Origin of the sequence: Paenibacillus sp. S25 (assembly GCF_019454085.1) — a bacterium.
In the GTDB taxonomy this organism is placed as follows: domain Bacteria; phylum Bacillota; class Bacilli; order Paenibacillales; family Paenibacillaceae; genus Paenibacillus; species Paenibacillus polymyxa_B.
In genome coordinates this window covers 5,879,122-5,895,728 of record NZ_CP073683.1, presented here as the reverse complement: position 1 = coordinate 5,895,728, position 16,607 = coordinate 5,879,122, and the positions used below count along the sequence as shown (strand labels likewise).

General features: G+C 39.4%; 14 protein-coding genes and 1 pseudogene. 12 read left to right on the top strand and 3 right to left on the bottom strand.

Annotated elements, in window-relative coordinates; genetic code table 11:
- The first annotated feature begins 127 nt into the window (after positions 1-127).
- Positions 128-673: a 50S ribosomal protein L25 gene (locus tag KAI37_RS25895; RefSeq protein ID WP_220030513.1), complete on the top strand. Its 546-nt coding sequence runs from the start codon at positions 128-130 to the stop codon at positions 671-673.
- Between the two features lie 242 nt (positions 674-915).
- Here the strand turns inward: KAI37_RS25895 and KAI37_RS25890 are convergent, their stop codons facing one another.
- On the bottom strand, positions 916-1,827 hold the full coding sequence (locus KAI37_RS25890) for a helix-turn-helix transcriptional regulator (RefSeq protein ID WP_076292901.1): 912 nt from the start codon (positions 1,825-1,827) through the stop codon (positions 916-918).
- Positions 1,828-1,927: 100 nt separating this feature from the next.
- Here KAI37_RS25890 and KAI37_RS25885 point away from each other — a divergent pair, with 100 nt between their 5' ends.
- Both KAI37_RS25885 and KAI37_RS25880 read left to right on the top strand, forming a co-directional pair.
- Complete coding sequence (locus KAI37_RS25885; RefSeq protein ID WP_220030512.1) at positions 1,928-2,872, top strand: alpha/beta fold hydrolase; 945 nt, start codon at positions 1,928-1,930, stop codon at positions 2,870-2,872.
- Positions 2,873-3,734: 862 nt separating this feature from the next.
- A complete protein-coding gene (locus KAI37_RS25880) occupies positions 3,735-4,733 on the top strand; it encodes a helix-turn-helix transcriptional regulator (RefSeq protein ID WP_076292899.1) in 999 nt (332 codons plus the stop codon).
- Positions 4,734-5,065: 332 nt separating this feature from the next.
- Here the strand turns inward: KAI37_RS25880 and KAI37_RS25875 are convergent, their stop codons facing one another.
- Positions 5,066-5,218: a hypothetical protein gene (locus KAI37_RS25875; RefSeq protein WP_179085898.1), complete on the bottom strand. Its 153-nt coding sequence runs from the start codon at positions 5,216-5,218 to the stop codon at positions 5,066-5,068.
- Positions 5,219-5,805: 587 nt separating this feature from the next.
- On the opposite strand from KAI37_RS25875, the gene KAI37_RS25870 reads away from it, so the two are divergent.
- The 7 genes from KAI37_RS25870 (at position 5,806) to KAI37_RS25840 (ending at position 14,424) form a co-directional block, all read left to right on the top strand.
- The gene (locus KAI37_RS25870) at positions 5,806-7,545 is read left to right on the top strand and encodes an ABC-F family ATP-binding cassette domain-containing protein (protein WP_076292898.1); all 1,740 of its coding nucleotides are present in this window, start codon (positions 5,806-5,808) and stop codon (positions 7,543-7,545) included.
- Between the two features lie 856 nt (positions 7,546-8,401).
- Entirely contained in the window at positions 8,402-9,334 is a 933-nt protein-coding gene (locus KAI37_RS25865) for an ABC transporter permease (protein WP_076292897.1), read from the top strand.
- Positions 9,335-9,347: 13 nt separating this feature from the next.
- The gene (locus KAI37_RS25860) at positions 9,348-10,232 is read left to right on the top strand and encodes a carbohydrate ABC transporter permease (protein ID WP_372238697.1); all 885 of its coding nucleotides are present in this window, start codon (positions 9,348-9,350) and stop codon (positions 10,230-10,232) included.
- A 55-nt stretch (positions 10,233-10,287) separates the two neighbouring features.
- Positions 10,288-11,811, top strand: a complete 1,524-nt coding sequence (locus tag KAI37_RS25855) for an ABC transporter substrate-binding protein (RefSeq protein ID WP_220030511.1) — start codon at positions 10,288-10,290, stop codon at positions 11,809-11,811.
- A gap of 18 nt (positions 11,812-11,829) precedes the next feature.
- Positions 11,830-12,648: a metallophosphoesterase family protein gene (locus tag KAI37_RS25850; RefSeq protein WP_220030510.1), complete on the top strand. Its 819-nt coding sequence runs from the start codon at positions 11,830-11,832 to the stop codon at positions 12,646-12,648.
- A 102-nt stretch (positions 12,649-12,750) separates the two neighbouring features.
- Positions 12,751-13,533 carry a tyrosine-protein phosphatase gene (locus KAI37_RS25845; RefSeq protein ID WP_076292894.1) on the top strand — a complete coding sequence of 261 codons (783 nt, stop codon included), beginning with the start codon at positions 12,751-12,753 and terminating at the stop codon, positions 13,531-13,533.
- Between the two features lie 252 nt (positions 13,534-13,785).
- A complete protein-coding gene (locus KAI37_RS25840) occupies positions 13,786-14,424 on the top strand; it encodes a TetR/AcrR family transcriptional regulator (RefSeq protein WP_076292893.1) in 639 nt (212 codons plus the stop codon).
- Between the two features lie 144 nt (positions 14,425-14,568).
- On the opposite strand, the pseudogene KAI37_RS26845 reads toward KAI37_RS25840, so the two are convergent.
- A pseudogene (locus KAI37_RS26845) lies at positions 14,569-14,781 on the bottom strand (recombinase zinc beta ribbon domain-containing protein); the annotation flags it as partial.
- 618 nt (positions 14,782-15,399) lie between these two features.
- On the opposite strand from KAI37_RS26845, the gene KAI37_RS25835 reads away from it, so the two are divergent.
- Both KAI37_RS25835 and csaA read left to right on the top strand, forming a co-directional pair.
- Positions 15,400-16,212 (top strand): helix-turn-helix transcriptional regulator, encoded by an 813-nt coding sequence (locus KAI37_RS25835; protein WP_076292892.1) that lies wholly within the window; start codon positions 15,400-15,402, stop codon positions 16,210-16,212.
- 48 nt (positions 16,213-16,260) lie between these two features.
- Positions 16,261-16,593, top strand: a complete 333-nt coding sequence (gene csaA / locus KAI37_RS25830; RefSeq protein ID WP_076292891.1) for a chaperone CsaA — start codon at positions 16,261-16,263, stop codon at positions 16,591-16,593.
- The last annotated feature ends 14 nt before the right edge of the window (positions 16,594-16,607 follow it).

The following is a 16,607-nucleotide window of genomic DNA, read 5'->3' as shown; positions in this document are numbered from 1 at the left end:
TTTAATGTATTACTATCTGAAATGATGGAGGTCCGGATGCTATGTTTCTCTATTGATCCCCGTTCAGGGGAGATTCGACGGCTGCTGTTACAGCGCGAAGATCACTCATGTAAAGGAGAGGTAGAGAATGGATGCATGTATTCATACAGAAAGACGTCCGCGATTAAATTCTTCAGGACTACGTAATTTACGTCAAAAGGGGCGTTTGCCAGGGGTTGTGTTCGGCAAAAACGCAGATAACGAAATCATTCATATTTCCACTAAACAATTTGAAAAATGGTTGAAGAAAGAGGCATCTGGCTTTATTGAGTTGCAGATGGAAGGTGACCGATCAATAACGGTACTGCTGGAGGATCTTCAGCGAGACCCGGTAACTCGTGATCTTATACATGTCGACTTTCAGTTCGTTCAGACGGGTGAGATCATTCGTACGAAGCTCGGTGTGAAGTTCGTAGGTACTCCGATCGGAACGAAGTTGGCCGGAGTTGTGCAAATCCAGGATCCTTATGTTGAAGTAGAGGCTCTCCCGAAGGACCTACCGTCTACCGTTGAGCTGGACATCAGTGCGATGGAAATCGGAGATACACGCCTCGTGAAGGACCTAATCCTACCGCCTGGAGTGACGGTCATCTCTGGGGATAACGAGCTTCTCGTGTCCGTATCGAAACCTTAATGACATAGAGGCTGTAATTCGGCGGTCTTCTGTGCATGAATAAAGCCATGTAAACAACCATTGATGACTTGAAGTCGTCAATGGTTGTTTTTTTCGCCGATAGGCCCGTTAAGCTGAACCGTATCATAAGTGATGGCGAAAAGTTGAGTTGAGGGTTGAAGCTTCAATGCTAAATCTATTAAGAAGCGCGTTAAGACCTAACTCATGTGGAATTGGTCATATATGTCGAGACGAGACCTTTATCAGGAATAGTTCTCCACCATTTGATATAAATAATTTCGAAAGTCTTCAACATAGGTTTTGGGCTCTACAACTTTTAGATGAGTGCCAAAGCTTGCTAAAAGTTGAAATCCCATATAATTTTGAGGGACATATATGGTTGCTAATAAAAGTCCAGAACCATGGTCTTCAATACTTCGTCGACCATACCTTTCGATGATTTGATCTTTTATGCTAGGCGATATCCATGCCTTAATCGTGACGAATTGCGGTAGATAACTTGCTTCGTGTCCTTGCTCAGACCAATCGTTTCTAGGATGAAACGCGCGTTCATCCATAGTAATATGATCGATCCGGGATAACTTGAATGTTCGAGATCCCTGTCGATGTAAACAGAATCCTTTCAAGTACCAACTCGATTCGCTAAAATGCAGCTCATAGGGCTCAACCATTCTATCCGTTACAGCCCCGTCTTTATCTGTATAATCAAACGAAACCAGCCTTTTCTTTGATATGGATTCTTGACATGTCTTTAAGGTTTCAAGAATCTCGGACCGACCTTCCCAATCATAAAACGACAGTTGAATGGAACGATTCAGAGACAATGGACTAACCATTGCCTCTATTTTTTTTATCGTTCTTTCCACTTCTTCAGTAAGGAGGAGTTGTTCCAATCCGCCGAGCGCAGCCAATATATTCTGTAAATCGGAGCTGCTTAGAAGGCGTTTATCGACCTTGTATTCGTCCATTATGCCGTAGCCGCCTTTGACGCCATTGACAGAGTAGATCGGGATGTTACATAAGCTCAATGTTTCCATATCGCGAAGGATCGTTCTTTTGGAAACATGGAATAGTTGTGAGAATTCCGTTGTAGAAACAATCTCTTTACTCAGCAATATCATGATAATCGAAATGAGTCTCTCCACTTTGTCCATAATTGCCCTCTTTTTTCTACATGAATTCAGAACGGTGACAATAAGATGTCACCGTTTATCCATTATACTACATGTATCACAAGAAGGAGGTTTTGATTTAATGTTTAATCCAACCGATTTTCCCAAGCCCACCCTTATTTCAGTCAATGGTGTGGAACTCGAAGTGTTTGAAGCAGGCCAAGAAAACGTAGGAAAACCTATTGTACTCTGCCACGGCTGGCCAAAGCATGCCTTTTCTTGGCGCCATCAGATGGCCGCCCTTGCCGCAGCGGGCTACCATGTCATCGTCCCCAACCAGCGGGGTTACAGCAACTCATCCCGTCCGACCGAAGTAACAGACTATGACATTGAACACTTGTCAGGTGATCTCATCGCGCTTCTCGATCACTATGGATACGAGGACGCTACCTTTGTCGGTCATGACTGGGGTGCATTTGTCGTTTGGGGACTGACCTTGTTGCATCCAAACCGCGTCAATAAAGTGATAAATCTGAGCTTGCCTTACCAAGAGCGCGGAGACAAACCCTGGATCGAGTTCATGGAAGAAATACTTGGCGGCGATTTCTATTTCGTCCACTTCAATCGACAGCCAGGCGTCGCGGACGCCGTATTCGAAGACAATACATACAGGTTCCTTCGCAACCTGTACCGGAAGAACGAGCCTCTCAGAGCACCTGAGCCAGGTATGGCGTTGATCAATCTCGCCAGAGCAGAAACACCGCTCGGTGAGCCCGTAATGAGCGAAAGCGAGCTGGCCGTTTACGTCTCCGCTTTTGAAACATCAGGATTCACGGGCAGCATAAATTGGTACAGGAACCTTGACCGCAACTGGCGATTATTGGCGAAAGTGAACCCAATCATCCAGCAGCCGACCCTCATGATCTACGGCGACCGGGATGTGGTTGCGAAGTCTGAAAACCTGACAAAGTTCGTACCCAATGTGGAAGTGGTCAATCTGGATTGCGGTCATTGGATCCAGGAAGAAAAGCCGGAAGAAACAAACCAAGCGATTTTGAGATGGCTGGAACAGCAGAATGCCATCTAGTCCCAAGAGCGTTTCAAGGCTGAGCCTGCCCTACGGCTTGACCGGAGGGTGGAATGAGACGCGGCCACCGTCTTTGAGGTGACTGATTGGGCACCGCAACCCCGGTTGGGCTAGTACGTGTCTTCTAATGGTGTGGCGGTCGTGAGCCATGCGGGCGGCGTTCGGTGTGGTCAGCGTGTTGAAGGAGGGCAAGGGGCATGATCAGGCTCATGGGTCTGATCTCCGAGTACTTCGTCGCTTGGATAGAAGTGGGCTCGATCCCGCCGCACGCGGTGCACGGCGGTACAATACTTGTATAACAACATTCTTAGCAATCTACCGGCTGACACAGTGCAAGCCGCGATGATGCTGAATAGAGTCGCTTAGCAAGCAAAACATAGAAGGACAATAAGGGCACCCTAAGAGGGTGCTTCTTGATTTCGCGCTATTAAAAATACATAGAAAAAACAACAAATGATTTCGCGTTAGAGATGATACGGTGAACCGTATCATAAGTAGTGGCAAGTTTTCAATGAAAAGCTTGCAGAGATTTCAAAAGCTTATTCGGATGATAAAATATGCGTTGCCTAGAGGAATAAGGAGACTGTAACATGAGGATTCAGGTGTCTGAGATTCAACATGTGTTCCTTAACGATTCGGCTAATTTAATTGATATGGTACAGACGAAATAGTGGTACCTTCATGATGAGAATCCGAAAAAGTAGACCAAAACGTTTGAATTGTCATTGAAGATAACGTTGATATTATCCAAAGGCGAGTTAAGGGAAAAAATATCCTCTCTTTTCCGCAAGTAGAATCAAGAAATGCGATTTCCATTACTCTACAATGACTATAGAGTGGTTGAAACGAGGTGAACAGTCGAATGTACGAGTGGCACAAGCAAATCCAAATAATCGTTAATGAAATTGACGAGTGTATTAAGAATCGTAACAGTGAAGTAATAACGCTACGATTTCTTTCTCGCAAGTTAGGTTATTCGGAATTTCATACTACGAGAAAATTCAAGGAAATATCGGGTATGCAATTTAGGGATTATCTGCGGCATAGAAAATTAGCCTTTGCACTAAAAGAGGTTCGGGATAGTGAAAGAAGCATTTTGGATATTGCTTTTGATTATGGTTTTTCATCACATGAAGCTTTTACCAGGGCTTTCAAGGGAACATATGGTGTAACTCCAAGTGAATACCGAAAAAAGCCTATGCCTGTCGCCCTTCGTACAAAAATAAACTCTTTCGACCGCTACTTTTTCGGATTTGGAGAGATTGGTATGATCAAATCTGCAGATGATGTTAACATTTATTTTGTAACCATTCCCGCACACAAATTTTTGCACATTAAAAACTATGAGAGTAATGGGTATTGGGATTTTTGGCAAAAGCAAAGTCTTATTCCGGGACAGGACTGCGAAACAATTTGCGGCTTACTCGATAGTATCAAGGGCAAATTGGATGACGATGGCGGGAGTGAATCTAACGGCGGCAGCGGTCAGATTATGGCTTACATTAATGACCCGGATGGCAGACTCTGCGATTGGGGTATTGCACGTACAGAGTGTTTTGGTGTACGTCTTCCTTTTGATTATAAAGGTGAAGTACCACCACAAATACTTATGATTGATGTTCCCGAAGTCGAGTATATTGTTTTTGAACATGGGCCATTCAATTATGAGCAGGAAAATCGTAGAGTAGAGGAAAAGATGGAAAGGGCAATGGCAACTTTTGATTTTGCAGGCACTGGTTACTGCTTTGATACTTCCCCTGGGAGAATCATTTACGTTTATCACGATCCGGAGCGGTTTTTGAAGTATATCAGGCCAGTACGGAAGTTATACTCAATAAAAACCACCTGCCCAATGCGATAGGTGCTTTACTACATCTGATAGCATCCTGACACCGCTCCTTCACAGATAATGACCTCCAAGCCAGTCAAAGCAGATTAAGCAGGTAAGCAAAAGGTTGGTGCTATGTGCTGATGAAGAAAATAAGCAAACTGTAGTGTTATCTCCGCAACCATATAGCCGCATGATTAGTTGGATTATCTGCTTTAGAAAGCAATATAAGTTTAAAGGGCACCTATTGGAGGTGCCCTTTAAACTTGCCGTTATAGTCAGCGCGGTGAACCGTATCACAAGTAGGGCAAAACTAGTCATACAATAAATATTATATTTCCTTCGGATATTTCAATTGGGATAATTTACTGAGAGATGTTGTATACAGTTGCAGTCGATTTCATCAACGCAATGTTCATTGTCGCTGCGTCGCGCACATCAACCCCATATAGTTGCGAATCTGCTATAGCTCTATCGCCGCGAAGCATGGCATAAATCATATCATTGTGCCAAGTCACAAAGCTGGGTCCCATAACATGCGTTGGGTGGATCGTTGTCATGATTATGTTTGATGTATTTTCATGGATTGGTTAAACGACCAGGTTGCTTTTTCTTCCATCGTTTTTGAAACCATATTGTGGTCGAACAAGCCTTTCCTGATTAAAAATCCATTTCGCTTCAATTAAAACTTCATGCCAATTTTCTGTTTCACCTAGGTTTGCTTTGTAAAAGTTCACATTTGGCAATCCATGCGCTGATGTAACCTGTTACCCCTATAAGCCAATGTGGCTGTATTTCTTCAATATAATGATAAGACTTAAAGTGGACTTTAAGTCAAATTGTATTTTTATTATATAAAGTGAGCTTAGGATATAAACATAAGACTCGGCGCCATTCCAGTGAAGTTTGAACTTTCGCAGCATGAAATCGGCAAACAAGCCACCATTCTACAGAAAGTATTAAAATTTGGAAGTGAGGGTAAGGGCTACAAATGGATTGAACTTGGTGGTAAACAGTGTTACTCTAACAACGGTAAACTCAAAATCTATGTTCTGCAATACATCTAATAATAGTAACCATTTTAGCTATCAAGAAAGGTAACAGTATGATAAAAGTTAATAACGTGTCCTTCTCATTTCCGCAAAAAGAACTCTATAAAAATATTTCATTTACACTTGAAGAGGCCCAACATTGTGCTTTTATAGGAACAAGTGGCAGTGGGAAAAGTACGTTGATCGATATACTGATAGATCCAGAAAGATATTTGTTCGATGGCAAGTTAGAGATAGACCCAACTTGCAGAATCGGGTATGTCAGTCAGTTCTCGCAAGTAGACAATACTAAAGAAATAACCGTTTTTGAATATATGGTAGAAGAATTTACTAAGATACAAAATGAAATAACATCGATTTGTATGGAAATGGAAACCTCATCGGATATAGATTCGTTACTGGAAAAGTATCAATCAGCTTTAGACGCACTGTATTCAATGGGTGGGGATGATTTTGAAAGCAACATTAATAAGAAACTAAATCTAGCCAACCTCATGAAGCTAAAAAATGTTAGGGTATCCGACCTAAGTGGCGGGGAATTCAAGCTTATTCAAGTGATGAAGGAAATGCTGAGTAGTCCAGACTTAATGATTATGGACGAACCTGATGTATTTTTAGACTTTGAAAACCTAAATGCGCTTAAAAAACTTATTAATTCCCATAAAGGAATGCTGCTAGTTGTTACACACAACCGATATCTATTGAATCATTGTTTCAACAAAATTATACACCTTGAAAACACGGAGATCCAAGAGTTTGATGGGCGATATATTGATTATAACTTCTCATTACTTCAGACTAAAATTGAGTTACAGGAACTCACAATCGCTGAAGATGAAGAAATTGAGAGAAACGAGAACATAATCAATAATCTTAGAGCTATCGCAACTTATAATGCAGAAGAATCTAGAGGTAGAGCGTTAAAAGCTAGAGTTAAGTTTCAAGAAAGATTGGAAGCGCGTAGAATTAAAGCGCCATTTGTTGATATTAAGCAACCGAATATTAGTTTTGGTATTGATAATGAAATTGAAGACACCATTGTTGTGAATGTCAATAATTATAGTGTTGCCTTTGATGATTTGCTTTTAGACAATGTTAACTTTGAGATAAAATCTACAGATAAAGTAGCCATTATCGGTTCAAACGGTACCGGGAAAACGACTTTACTCCGAGAAATCTTTAAAAATAATCATGATTCAATTGAAATAAATGCTGATGTTAAAGTGGCTTATTTATCTCAGATTCAAGGTGAAATGCTAAAGGATTCTAATACAATACTAAACGAATTCATCGATGCCGGGTTTACAACTTATGATGAAGTTAGATCGTATCTTTCAAACTATGGCTTTGAAGGAGAAATCCTCGATCAAAAGATTCAATCTTTATCCGGTGGAGAAAAAAACATGCTTCAACTGGCTAAAGTATCTGCCAGTAAAGCAAACGTATTGCTTCTGGATGAACCGACAAGCCATTTAGACGTATATACACAGATAGCACTGGAGAAAGCCATAGAAGACTATAAGGGTGCGATTCTCATGATTTCTCACGATTTCTATTCTGTTGTAAATGGTATGGATTATGTTTTAATCATTGACGATAAGACGATTAGAAAAATGAGTATGCGAAAATTTAGACAGATGATTTATGCTAGTCATTTTGATAGAGACTATTTAGAAACTGAACAAAAGAAAAAATCAGTTGAAATGAAAATAGAATTGGCTTTAAAAGATACTGATTTTGAACTTGCAAAAGTATTGGTTGATGAGCTAGAAGAGCTGATTAAGTTGCTTTAAATTACAACTCTCTGATTGAAATGATTACAAGAAAGTGAAGTCAGTTACAGCGAATAGGGCTAAAGTGAATTAGTTCGAGTTCAACGATGAAACATGATGTTGGTGGAAAAGTATCAATAAAAAAGACACTGATGAATAGAATCTCAGTGTCTTTTTACTGCATTGATTTCTTGATAGCTCTTGCCGTGGTCAGTGGTTCACTTGGGGCGCTTTTATTTTATTTCACTGAAGCCTGATAGCAGCAAGTCTAGTATAAAATATTCTTTCGGGGAAAGGTACGGCAGCATGAACAAAACAGATGTTGGTGCACATAGGTTATATTGACTGAGTAAGGTCTATAGGGCTAATTGAAAGCGAGGCTCATTAACCGATCTGAACCATGGAGATATTATCGTTTTTTACCCTCCAATCCAACCTGACCTGGCATTTTATAAAGATTTTTTATCTGAGTTGGCACTGGTCGAGGATCTTGTACAAAAATTGGTTGAAATCAGCCAATAATAGTAGCTTAGTTAGCGATTATGTAGTCATGTCAAACGATGGGCAGTTCGCCCGTTTATCAGGGGATACTTAAGGACTTGCAAAGTGAACGGGGACTGCCCCCCAAAACGTGAAACTCATCAAAACACCTTCAAGATCATGTCGTAAGATATGATCTTGAAGGTGTTTTTTTTATGAGAACAAGAGCAAGTTAGGAAACTACTATATTTACACGTACTTAACACGTAGTTAATTTAGTATTAATAAAGCTGTTTTATAATCAAGATGTTTACTTACGGTAAGCACCTAGTTACTTCTGGTAAACCTTTCTGTGATACTACTGACTTACTACAACAAAGAGGGAAGGATTTGTTTCATGACTCAGCTTGCATTTCAAAAGCGAATGAACAAAACGAAAAAATACTTTGTGCTTTTTCTGATGATGGTGCCTGGACTTGCATATTTGATTATTAACAATTATTTACCTCTATTTGGCATTATCATTGCCTTTAAAGATTACAACTACTCACAAGGCATTTTTAGAAGTGAATGGATCGGACTTGAAAACTTTGAATATCTTTTTAAAACAACGGATGCTTACATCATTACACGAAATACTATTCTGTACAATGGCGGCTTTATTATATTAAACCTTATTGTTGGCGTAAGTATTGCTATTTTTTTAAACGAAATTAAAAACCGCTTTATGTCACGTTTTTATCAAACCGCCATACTTATGCCTTATTTAATTTCGATGATTATCGTGGGTTATCTCGTATTTGCACTACTTAGTCTTGAAACTGGGTTTATTAACAAAACTATTTTACCTTGGCTTGGCATATCAGATATTTCATGGTATAGCGAGGCAAAATATTGGCCTTACATTTTAACTATCGTGCACATATGGAAAAGTGCCGGCTATCTATGTGTTATCTTTTTAGCCACTATTGTTGGTATCGACAATGAATACTATGAGGCGGCAAAATTAGATGGTGCAACAACCTGGCAACAAATTCGCACGATTACAATTCCACTTTTAATGCCTGTTGTCACGATTATGACTTTACTTCAAATTGGTAGAATTTTTTATTCTGACTTTGGACTATTTTATCAAGTACCGTTAAATGCAGGGGCATTGCAATCAACTACGAACGTTATTGATACTTATGTGTACCGTTCTTTAATGACACTAGGAGACATTGGAATGTCCTCTGCTGCAGGTTTGTATCAGTCGATTGTAGGCTGTGTGCTTGTATTTATATCCAACTATATTGTTAGAAAAATCAACAAAGATAACGCTATGTTCTAAGGAGGTAACTAGCTTGAAACAGCGACAACAAATTTGGCAAATAAGTATGCACGTGATCCTCTTTCTCATCTCAGCTATGTGTATTCTACCTTTTATTTTACTTGTTATTTCTTCTGTTACAGATGAAAAGACTATTTATTTGAATGGTTATTCTTTTATACCTGAAAAATTTAGTTTTGATGCTTATCAATATATTTGGCAAGATGCAGATCGGATTTTTCACGCGTATGGCATTACGATCATGGTTACTTTAATAGGTACGGTATGCGGATTAATTATTACTGCTTCACTTGCATACCCGTTATCACGAAAAGATATGCCCCTAAATAAATTTTTCTCATTATTTGTTTTCTTCACGATGCTGTTTAATGGTGGTTTAGTGCCAACCTATCTCGTTTATACCCAGCTATTTGACTTAAAAAACACGATGCTGGCATTAATTCTACCTTCCTTGCTGACGAATGCTTTTTACATCATGTTAATGCGAACCTTTTTTATGACATCTATTCCTAGTGCTCTTATTGAGTCAGCAAAAATAGATGGAGCGGGTGAGTTTTTCACCTTTTTAAGAATCGTGTTACCTCTGTCCTTGCCGATACTTGCTACCGTTGGTTTATTTCTAACGATTCAATACTGGAATGATTGGTTTAATGGCATGGTTTATATAACAGACAGTAAGCTATACAGCTTACAAAACCTATTGAACCGTATTTTACTTGATATTCAGTTTTTATCTAGCAGTGACTTTGGGACTCAAACAGAGCTGGCAGCAGACATTCCACAGGAATCTACACGTATGGCGCTTGCGGTAATTGGTGTCTTGCCGATCTTAATTGTGTATCCATTTTTCCAAAAATATTTTGTAAAGGGACTTACCGTTGGTGCAGTAAAAGGCTAAGGCTTACACCAGCTTCATACCGGTTAGCATAAAAAAACAGAAGGAAGGTTCAAACATGGGAAGGAAGAGCTTTACTACCACGTTATTAATTGTAATTGCAACAGTTATGCTGCTTGGAGGGTGTAGTAGCAAAAATGGTAATGGCAACATGGACCATGCCAATTCGAATGATTCATCCCATGCAGCGGGTGAAAATCTTAAGCCGTATGAGGTAGTTATTGCGTTTTATGGAAATGACCAAACCGATTTACAAGCAGTACAGGATGAAATGAGCAAAATCACGAAAGAGAAATTTAATGCAACAGTAAAGCTAATGCCTATTAGTCTAAGTGCTTGGGCGCAACAAACTAATTTAATGCTTGTCGGTAATGAGAAAGTGGACCTTATGTTTACTTCAACTTTGTTTAACTATGCATCACAGGTAGCGAAGGGGCAGCTTAGACCACTTAATGAGTTATTAGATAAATACGGTACTGGTATTAAAAGCGCACTTGCTCCTTATCAGCTCGAAGCCTCTCAAATCAACGGAGAAAAATACGCAGTTGCCAATGTCCGTGATATGGCTGCTTATTATGGGATTAATATGCGTAAAGACCTCGTGGACAAATATAAAATTGATCTAACCAAAATAAAAACGATTAATGATCTAGACGGTGTTTTTGAAATCATCAAGAAGAATGAGCCTGATGTCGTGCCATTAGTCGTAAAAAATCCAGGTACTGCTCCATTTACTGCTGGATATACGACCTATGATTCTCTAGGTGATGGAATTGGTGTCTTGCCTCATTATGATAATGACTTAAAAATTGTGAATTGGTTTGAAACAGAAGAGTATGCAAATCAGCTTAAGCTACTTAGAAGCTGGTATCAAAATGGATATGTATTAAAGGATGCTGCTACTAGTAAGCAGGATGGAAGAGAAATAATTAAAGCAGGAAAGGCATTTTCTTTCCTTTCTAATATGAAGCCTGGCTCTGACCAAGAAAATTCAAGAAGATTAGGTGTGGAATTTGTATCTGTTCCTCTAACGGAAGCTCATACAACTACGGATCTTATTGATTCTTTAATGTGGTCTATACCTGAAAACTCCAGTGATCCTGAAAGAGCAATGATGGTATTAAATTTGCTTTATTCAGATAAGGACTTTTACAACTTATTGGCATGGGGGATTCAGGACAAGCACTATGTAAAAACATCTGACAACGTTATTGACTATCCACCAGCTGTTGACTTGAAAAACATTGGATACAATTTTAATACGCCTTATATGTTCGGGAATCAATTCCTTTCCTATACATGGTCAACTGAGAAGCCAGATATCTACAAAAAAATTGATGACTTTAACAAATCTGCTACACAATCAAAAGCGCTTGGATTCTTATTCCATGTAGATAATGTGAAGACAGAGGTAGCTGCAGTAAATAATGTTATGTCTGAATTTCGTCTTGGATTAGAAACTGGAACGCTAGACCCTGTGGAAAATCTTCCTACGTTTATCGAAAAATTGAAGGCATCTGGTATTGATAAAATTATTGCTGAAAAACAAAAGCAATTAGATGAATGGGCACAGACTAAATAAAGAGAGGATCAAAAGATTATGAAATTTATACACATTACAGATACACATATTAACGCTCCGGGAAATGCAAAACAGTTTCCAATTGCTCACCATGTTGAAAAAGTAGAGCAAGCATTTCGTCATATTCAAGAAACGAATGTAAAGCCTTCATTTGTACTTATTACAGGGGATATTTCGCATGGAGGAGATGTTGAGGATTACCGTTTTATCCGCTCACTTTTTAATAAGGCATCTGAGGAGCTAGGCGTCCCTATTTATGTCGTGTTAGGCAACCATGATCATTTACCTGCATTTAGAGAAGGGTACCTGGGTGAAACTCCATCATCTGATAAATATTACTATTCTCAGCATGTAGAGGGGCTACGTATTATCGGTTTAAATTCCCAAATCCCAGGGCAACCAGGGGGGATCATTGATGAGACGCAATTAGTGTGGTTACAACAACAGCTAGAAGAGCCTGCAGTTAAAGGTACTGTTATTGCTCTGCATCACCCGCTTATTTATTTGGGCGATTATACTGCACCTGGCATGCTAGTAGAAAATCGTAATGATGTCATGCAAGCGATTAGTGGAACTGACGTCGTTGGTGTTTTCTCTGGACATATTCACTCCAATTATTTTGCGAATTATAACGATGTTTTGCATATTGCGGCAGCTGGTACTTCGTTCACAGCAGAGTTTACTGGAAATAAAGAGTATATTAGCTTTGTTGACTTGTGTGGCTATAGTGTTGTTACTGTTCATGAGGATGGTGTAACAGCTAAGTATATTGATTTGCCACGTCCTCGTGGTGAATATATGAAACTATCTATTTCTGCTCTATCAGATAAACACTAGTTATCACCCGCTATTTGTAAACTATATTTCAACTAAATGCTTATATCTAGCTTATAGCATTTAAACGCTCTGACCACAACTTATGAAATAGTAGGTGATAAGATGACGCAGATCCATCAGCAATGGAACGATTTAGAATACAGAGCCAATCTTCGACAGCTTGGCGGATACTACACAACAGACAGTAAAGTTATTAAAAATGGGCTTTTGTTTCGCTCAGGTGAACTGTATGCACTTAATGAAAATGATCTACAACTGCTAGAAGAAATAGAGATTCACTATATCGTAGACTTTCGAACAGAAAGTGAGCAGCAGCAAAAGCCAAATCCAACCATTGGTAAGGCTGTAGGTATTAGTTTGCCTGCACTAGGCGGATCTGTAAATCCGCAAGAAATGTTTTCGTACATTAAAAGTATGGGGGAGGCTGCAAAACAAGGCTCGTTACTACTTGGAGCGTATAAGCAATTTATTTCTACTCCTAAAGCTAAAGATGCTTATAAACGCTTTTTTCATTTACTGTTAGAAGCTAACGGCAAGCCTGTACTCTGGCATTGTACTGCTGGTAAGGATCGTACCGGTTTTGCAGCAGCGATATTATTACACGTATTAGGTGTACCTCTTAGTATGATTAGAGAGGATTACTTGCGAAGCAATCAAAATCGACTTGAAGCAAATAAGCAATGGATTGCTGCTATTAAAGAAGCTATTGGAGATGTAGAGGAGCTTAGTATTATTTCAGAAATGATGCTAGTAGAACCCAATTATCTGGATACAGCCTTTGAAGAAGCCGTAAAACAATACGGCTCATTAAATCAATATATAGAGGTAGCATTAGAGCTAACACCAGATAAACAAGCACTTTTAAAATCTATATATTTGGAGTAATCAACACAATAATATGTAGGGTGCTCGCTAAACTTTGTATCTAGAAATAGGTTGTAATATACTCTAGATAAAGGTTAGGCGAGCATTCTATTCATAGTATTTTGCATAATTCGATTGAATACGCTGGCGGGTGCAACATAGATGAACTGCGCGAATCTTTTTCAGTTCTAAAGCATATACTATGACATACAGATAATTGTAAATGAAAGGTCTTTATGTATATTTAACCAGGAAAGGGGGGTATTCTACATAATGTGGAAAGATAATCTGGAGCAACACAGAAACCAAAGAAGGGAAGATATTATCCAGACCTCGAAGAAGCTGTTCATTGAGCGAAGCTTAACCGAAGTAACCCTAAAAGATATTGTAGCGGCATGTGGCATCAGTAAAGTGACGCTATATAAATATTTCACTTCATTAGATGAAATTATTTTTCAAGTGCAAATAGATATATTATCGGGTTGGGTGGATAATAATAAAGAGACCAAATTAAAAGGTAACAATAGCTATGAAAAGCTTGAGTACATGCTTAAAAAGCAGTTATTAGATGCTGATAAAAACATGGAGACGATTCGATTTACTGCTATGTTTGATACATTATATCTAAATAACTATCCTACTCCGGAGCTAGAGCAGCAGTTTCGATCGTTTTTGCAAAGTGGAGCACATCCTTTTGTCTCGCTAATCCAAGCTGGTATACAAGATGGATCTATGCGGCAGGATATTGACGCTAGAGAAATTGGATATACGATCAGTAACATAGTTATGGCATCTCTACAGCGTAATCTATTACGTAGCAAGCTGCTGCAGCTTGACCAAAAAGTAAAGACTTCCGTTGTTTTGCAAAATACAATGAATATGATTTTAAATTTTGTAAAGCCACAAAAATAAATAATACGAGCATAAAGAGCGACCGTATAGATTGAAATCATTAGTTAGTTTAATGATCTTGCATCTATGCTTGTCGCTCTTTTTTGGTCATGGGAAATCCCAAAATTAATTATTGAAAATAAAGATTATCTTTGGGATGAGTATTCAAATCGTATTATTCAATTTATTTGCGGGAGCATATGGTTTCTGGACGACCTCAGCAAGTCGCTCGAAGACAAAGCTCTCGACCATGTCGGCTCGGACGGAGTTCGAACTGCAAACTCGGCTTCTACGGCTGCGGAAGTTATTGCATACGTAGTACCTTCGGTTGACAACAGTGCCATCCTTGAGCGTGTCGCGGACGCGGTGTGCTCCAAGCGTCGTCCCGCACGTTGTACCTGATTTTCCCGACGTACACCGGGGTCTTGATGATCCGCATTCGTACCTCCCTCCTGAAAATGAAAATGACCCCTCGAAAAGGGGTCATGGTACTGGGTCACGAATATGATATATGTCCCAAAATTTTCTTGAACCGGTTCCAAACGAACGAAAAGAGTATAACGATCATTTGTTTAGATTACCCGTTTGTCTTCCCTTTCCATTCGCACACAAATATTGCACCCAAAGTCGTATCTTTTTCGTGTAGCTACTAACCATTGGATCGATGTTTGCAGAAGACAACAAAAAATAAAGTTTGAAGATTATTCCGATGAACAAAACTCTATGAAATGGAAGCAGCATTGGAAATACTCGGTGTTCCCAGAGAGTCAACTGATTAAGCATTTCGTTAACGAGACACGTTCAATGGCCATCCAGCAAGGGACGGCCTAAAAACTGCCGTTACAGACAGCGCGGAGAGCCGTACCATAAATAACTAATAAATTTTGATTGAAAAAGGAACGTGAAGGCGTTATTTGTGAAAAATATTATTTCTAATGCTTGAGCAGAAAGGAGTTCGCTATAACGGTCGATTACTATTGGAATGAGGTATACAATGTGAAAATCAACGTTAATCAGTTAGCAGAGCATCTGGCGCACACTCCTTTTCAAGTACAAGGAGTATATCGATACGCTAGAAATCCAGGTGTGCCTCACGCTGACTATACAGATTCTTTTCCTGGATTTGTATTTCCTCTTACAGGGAAAATACAATTTCAATTTAATGGTACGCCCTATATCTTTTCGCCAGGGAAAGTTTTACATGGGGGTGCAAAAATGAAACTGGCCCAAAAAGTGTTTGGTAAAACTGATTGGGAATATATCCTGGTTTTATACCGGATATGTAACTCAGAACTAGAAAAGTCAAGCTTTTCGCATCAGCATTTTGAATTATTAACAGGGCAATCTCCTCGTCTTAATGAATTAATTATGCGTCTTTGGCATGTTTATAATCAGCGTGGAGGCATTTCGATGTTTCAGACCGAGATGCTGTTTCGCGATGTACTGAATGAAGCCTTATTATGTGTTGATAATAGGCAAAATAGTTGTGGATCGTATACATTATTCGAACGGGTATCCAATTATATTCAAGAATACTATTATCAAAGCCTTACAATAGCAACACTTGCAGAACAAAATAACGTTAATCGGAATCGCCTTTCTTACGTGTTTAGAAGGCATGCAGGTATGGGACCAGCAGAATATTTATTAAAATATCGTATAAACATGGCGCAAGAAATTTTACTTACAAGTGATGCGCCTATACAACAAATTGCGCAAACTGTTGGCATTGCTGACCCCTTTTATTCCGCCCAGCGCAGTAAAACGCAACACCGAGCGGAACTCATTAAGTTCTGCCGGAAAGCGTGAGAGATATTTTCGTGAGCGGTTAAAGACTTTAGTGGAGGAGGCAAAACGTTGGCAACGATCGATGATTTTGCAGCACTAGATATTCGTGTCGGAACGATTAAGGAAGCGGAGTTTTTTGAAGAAGCAAAGATCCCTGCGATAAAGCTTAAGATTGATTTTGGACCGGAGATCGGGATGAAATCCTCAAGCGCACAAATAACTAAGCGGTATAAGGCTGAAGAATTGGTAGGGAAGCAAATTATAGCGATCGTTAATTTTCCTCCTCGGCGTATTGCAGGATTCAAATCGGAGGTATTAGTTTTGGGAGGCGTTCCGGAAAAAGGAGATGTCATTCTATTGAAGCCGGATATTGAAATACCCAATGGTACTCTTATTGCGTAAGCTGTTGCAGAAAG

What these genes read in the sequence shown, in the direction of transcription:
- KAI37_RS25895 (WP_220030513.1), top strand. Translation starts at nt 128, where the DNA reads ATGGATGCATGTATTCATACAGAAAGACGTCCGCGATTAAATTCTTCA.
- KAI37_RS25890 (WP_076292901.1), bottom strand. Translation starts at nt 1,827, where the DNA reads ATGGACAAAGTGGAGAGACTCATTTCGATTATCATGATATTGCTGAGT.
- KAI37_RS25885 (WP_220030512.1), top strand. Translation starts at nt 1,928, where the DNA reads ATGTTTAATCCAACCGATTTTCCCAAGCCCACCCTTATTTCAGTCAAT.
- KAI37_RS25880 (WP_076292899.1), top strand. Translation starts at nt 3,735, where the DNA reads ATGTACGAGTGGCACAAGCAAATCCAAATAATCGTTAATGAAATTGAC.
- KAI37_RS25870 (WP_076292898.1), top strand. Translation starts at nt 5,806, where the DNA reads ATGATAAAAGTTAATAACGTGTCCTTCTCATTTCCGCAAAAAGAACTC.
- KAI37_RS25865 (WP_076292897.1), top strand. Translation starts at nt 8,402, where the DNA reads ATGACTCAGCTTGCATTTCAAAAGCGAATGAACAAAACGAAAAAATAC.
- KAI37_RS25855 (WP_220030511.1), top strand. Translation starts at nt 10,288, where the DNA reads ATGGGAAGGAAGAGCTTTACTACCACGTTATTAATTGTAATTGCAACA.
- KAI37_RS25850 (WP_220030510.1), top strand. Translation starts at nt 11,830, where the DNA reads ATGAAATTTATACACATTACAGATACACATATTAACGCTCCGGGAAAT.
- KAI37_RS25845 (WP_076292894.1), top strand. Translation starts at nt 12,751, where the DNA reads ATGACGCAGATCCATCAGCAATGGAACGATTTAGAATACAGAGCCAAT.
- KAI37_RS25840 (WP_076292893.1), top strand. Translation starts at nt 13,786, where the DNA reads ATGTGGAAAGATAATCTGGAGCAACACAGAAACCAAAGAAGGGAAGAT.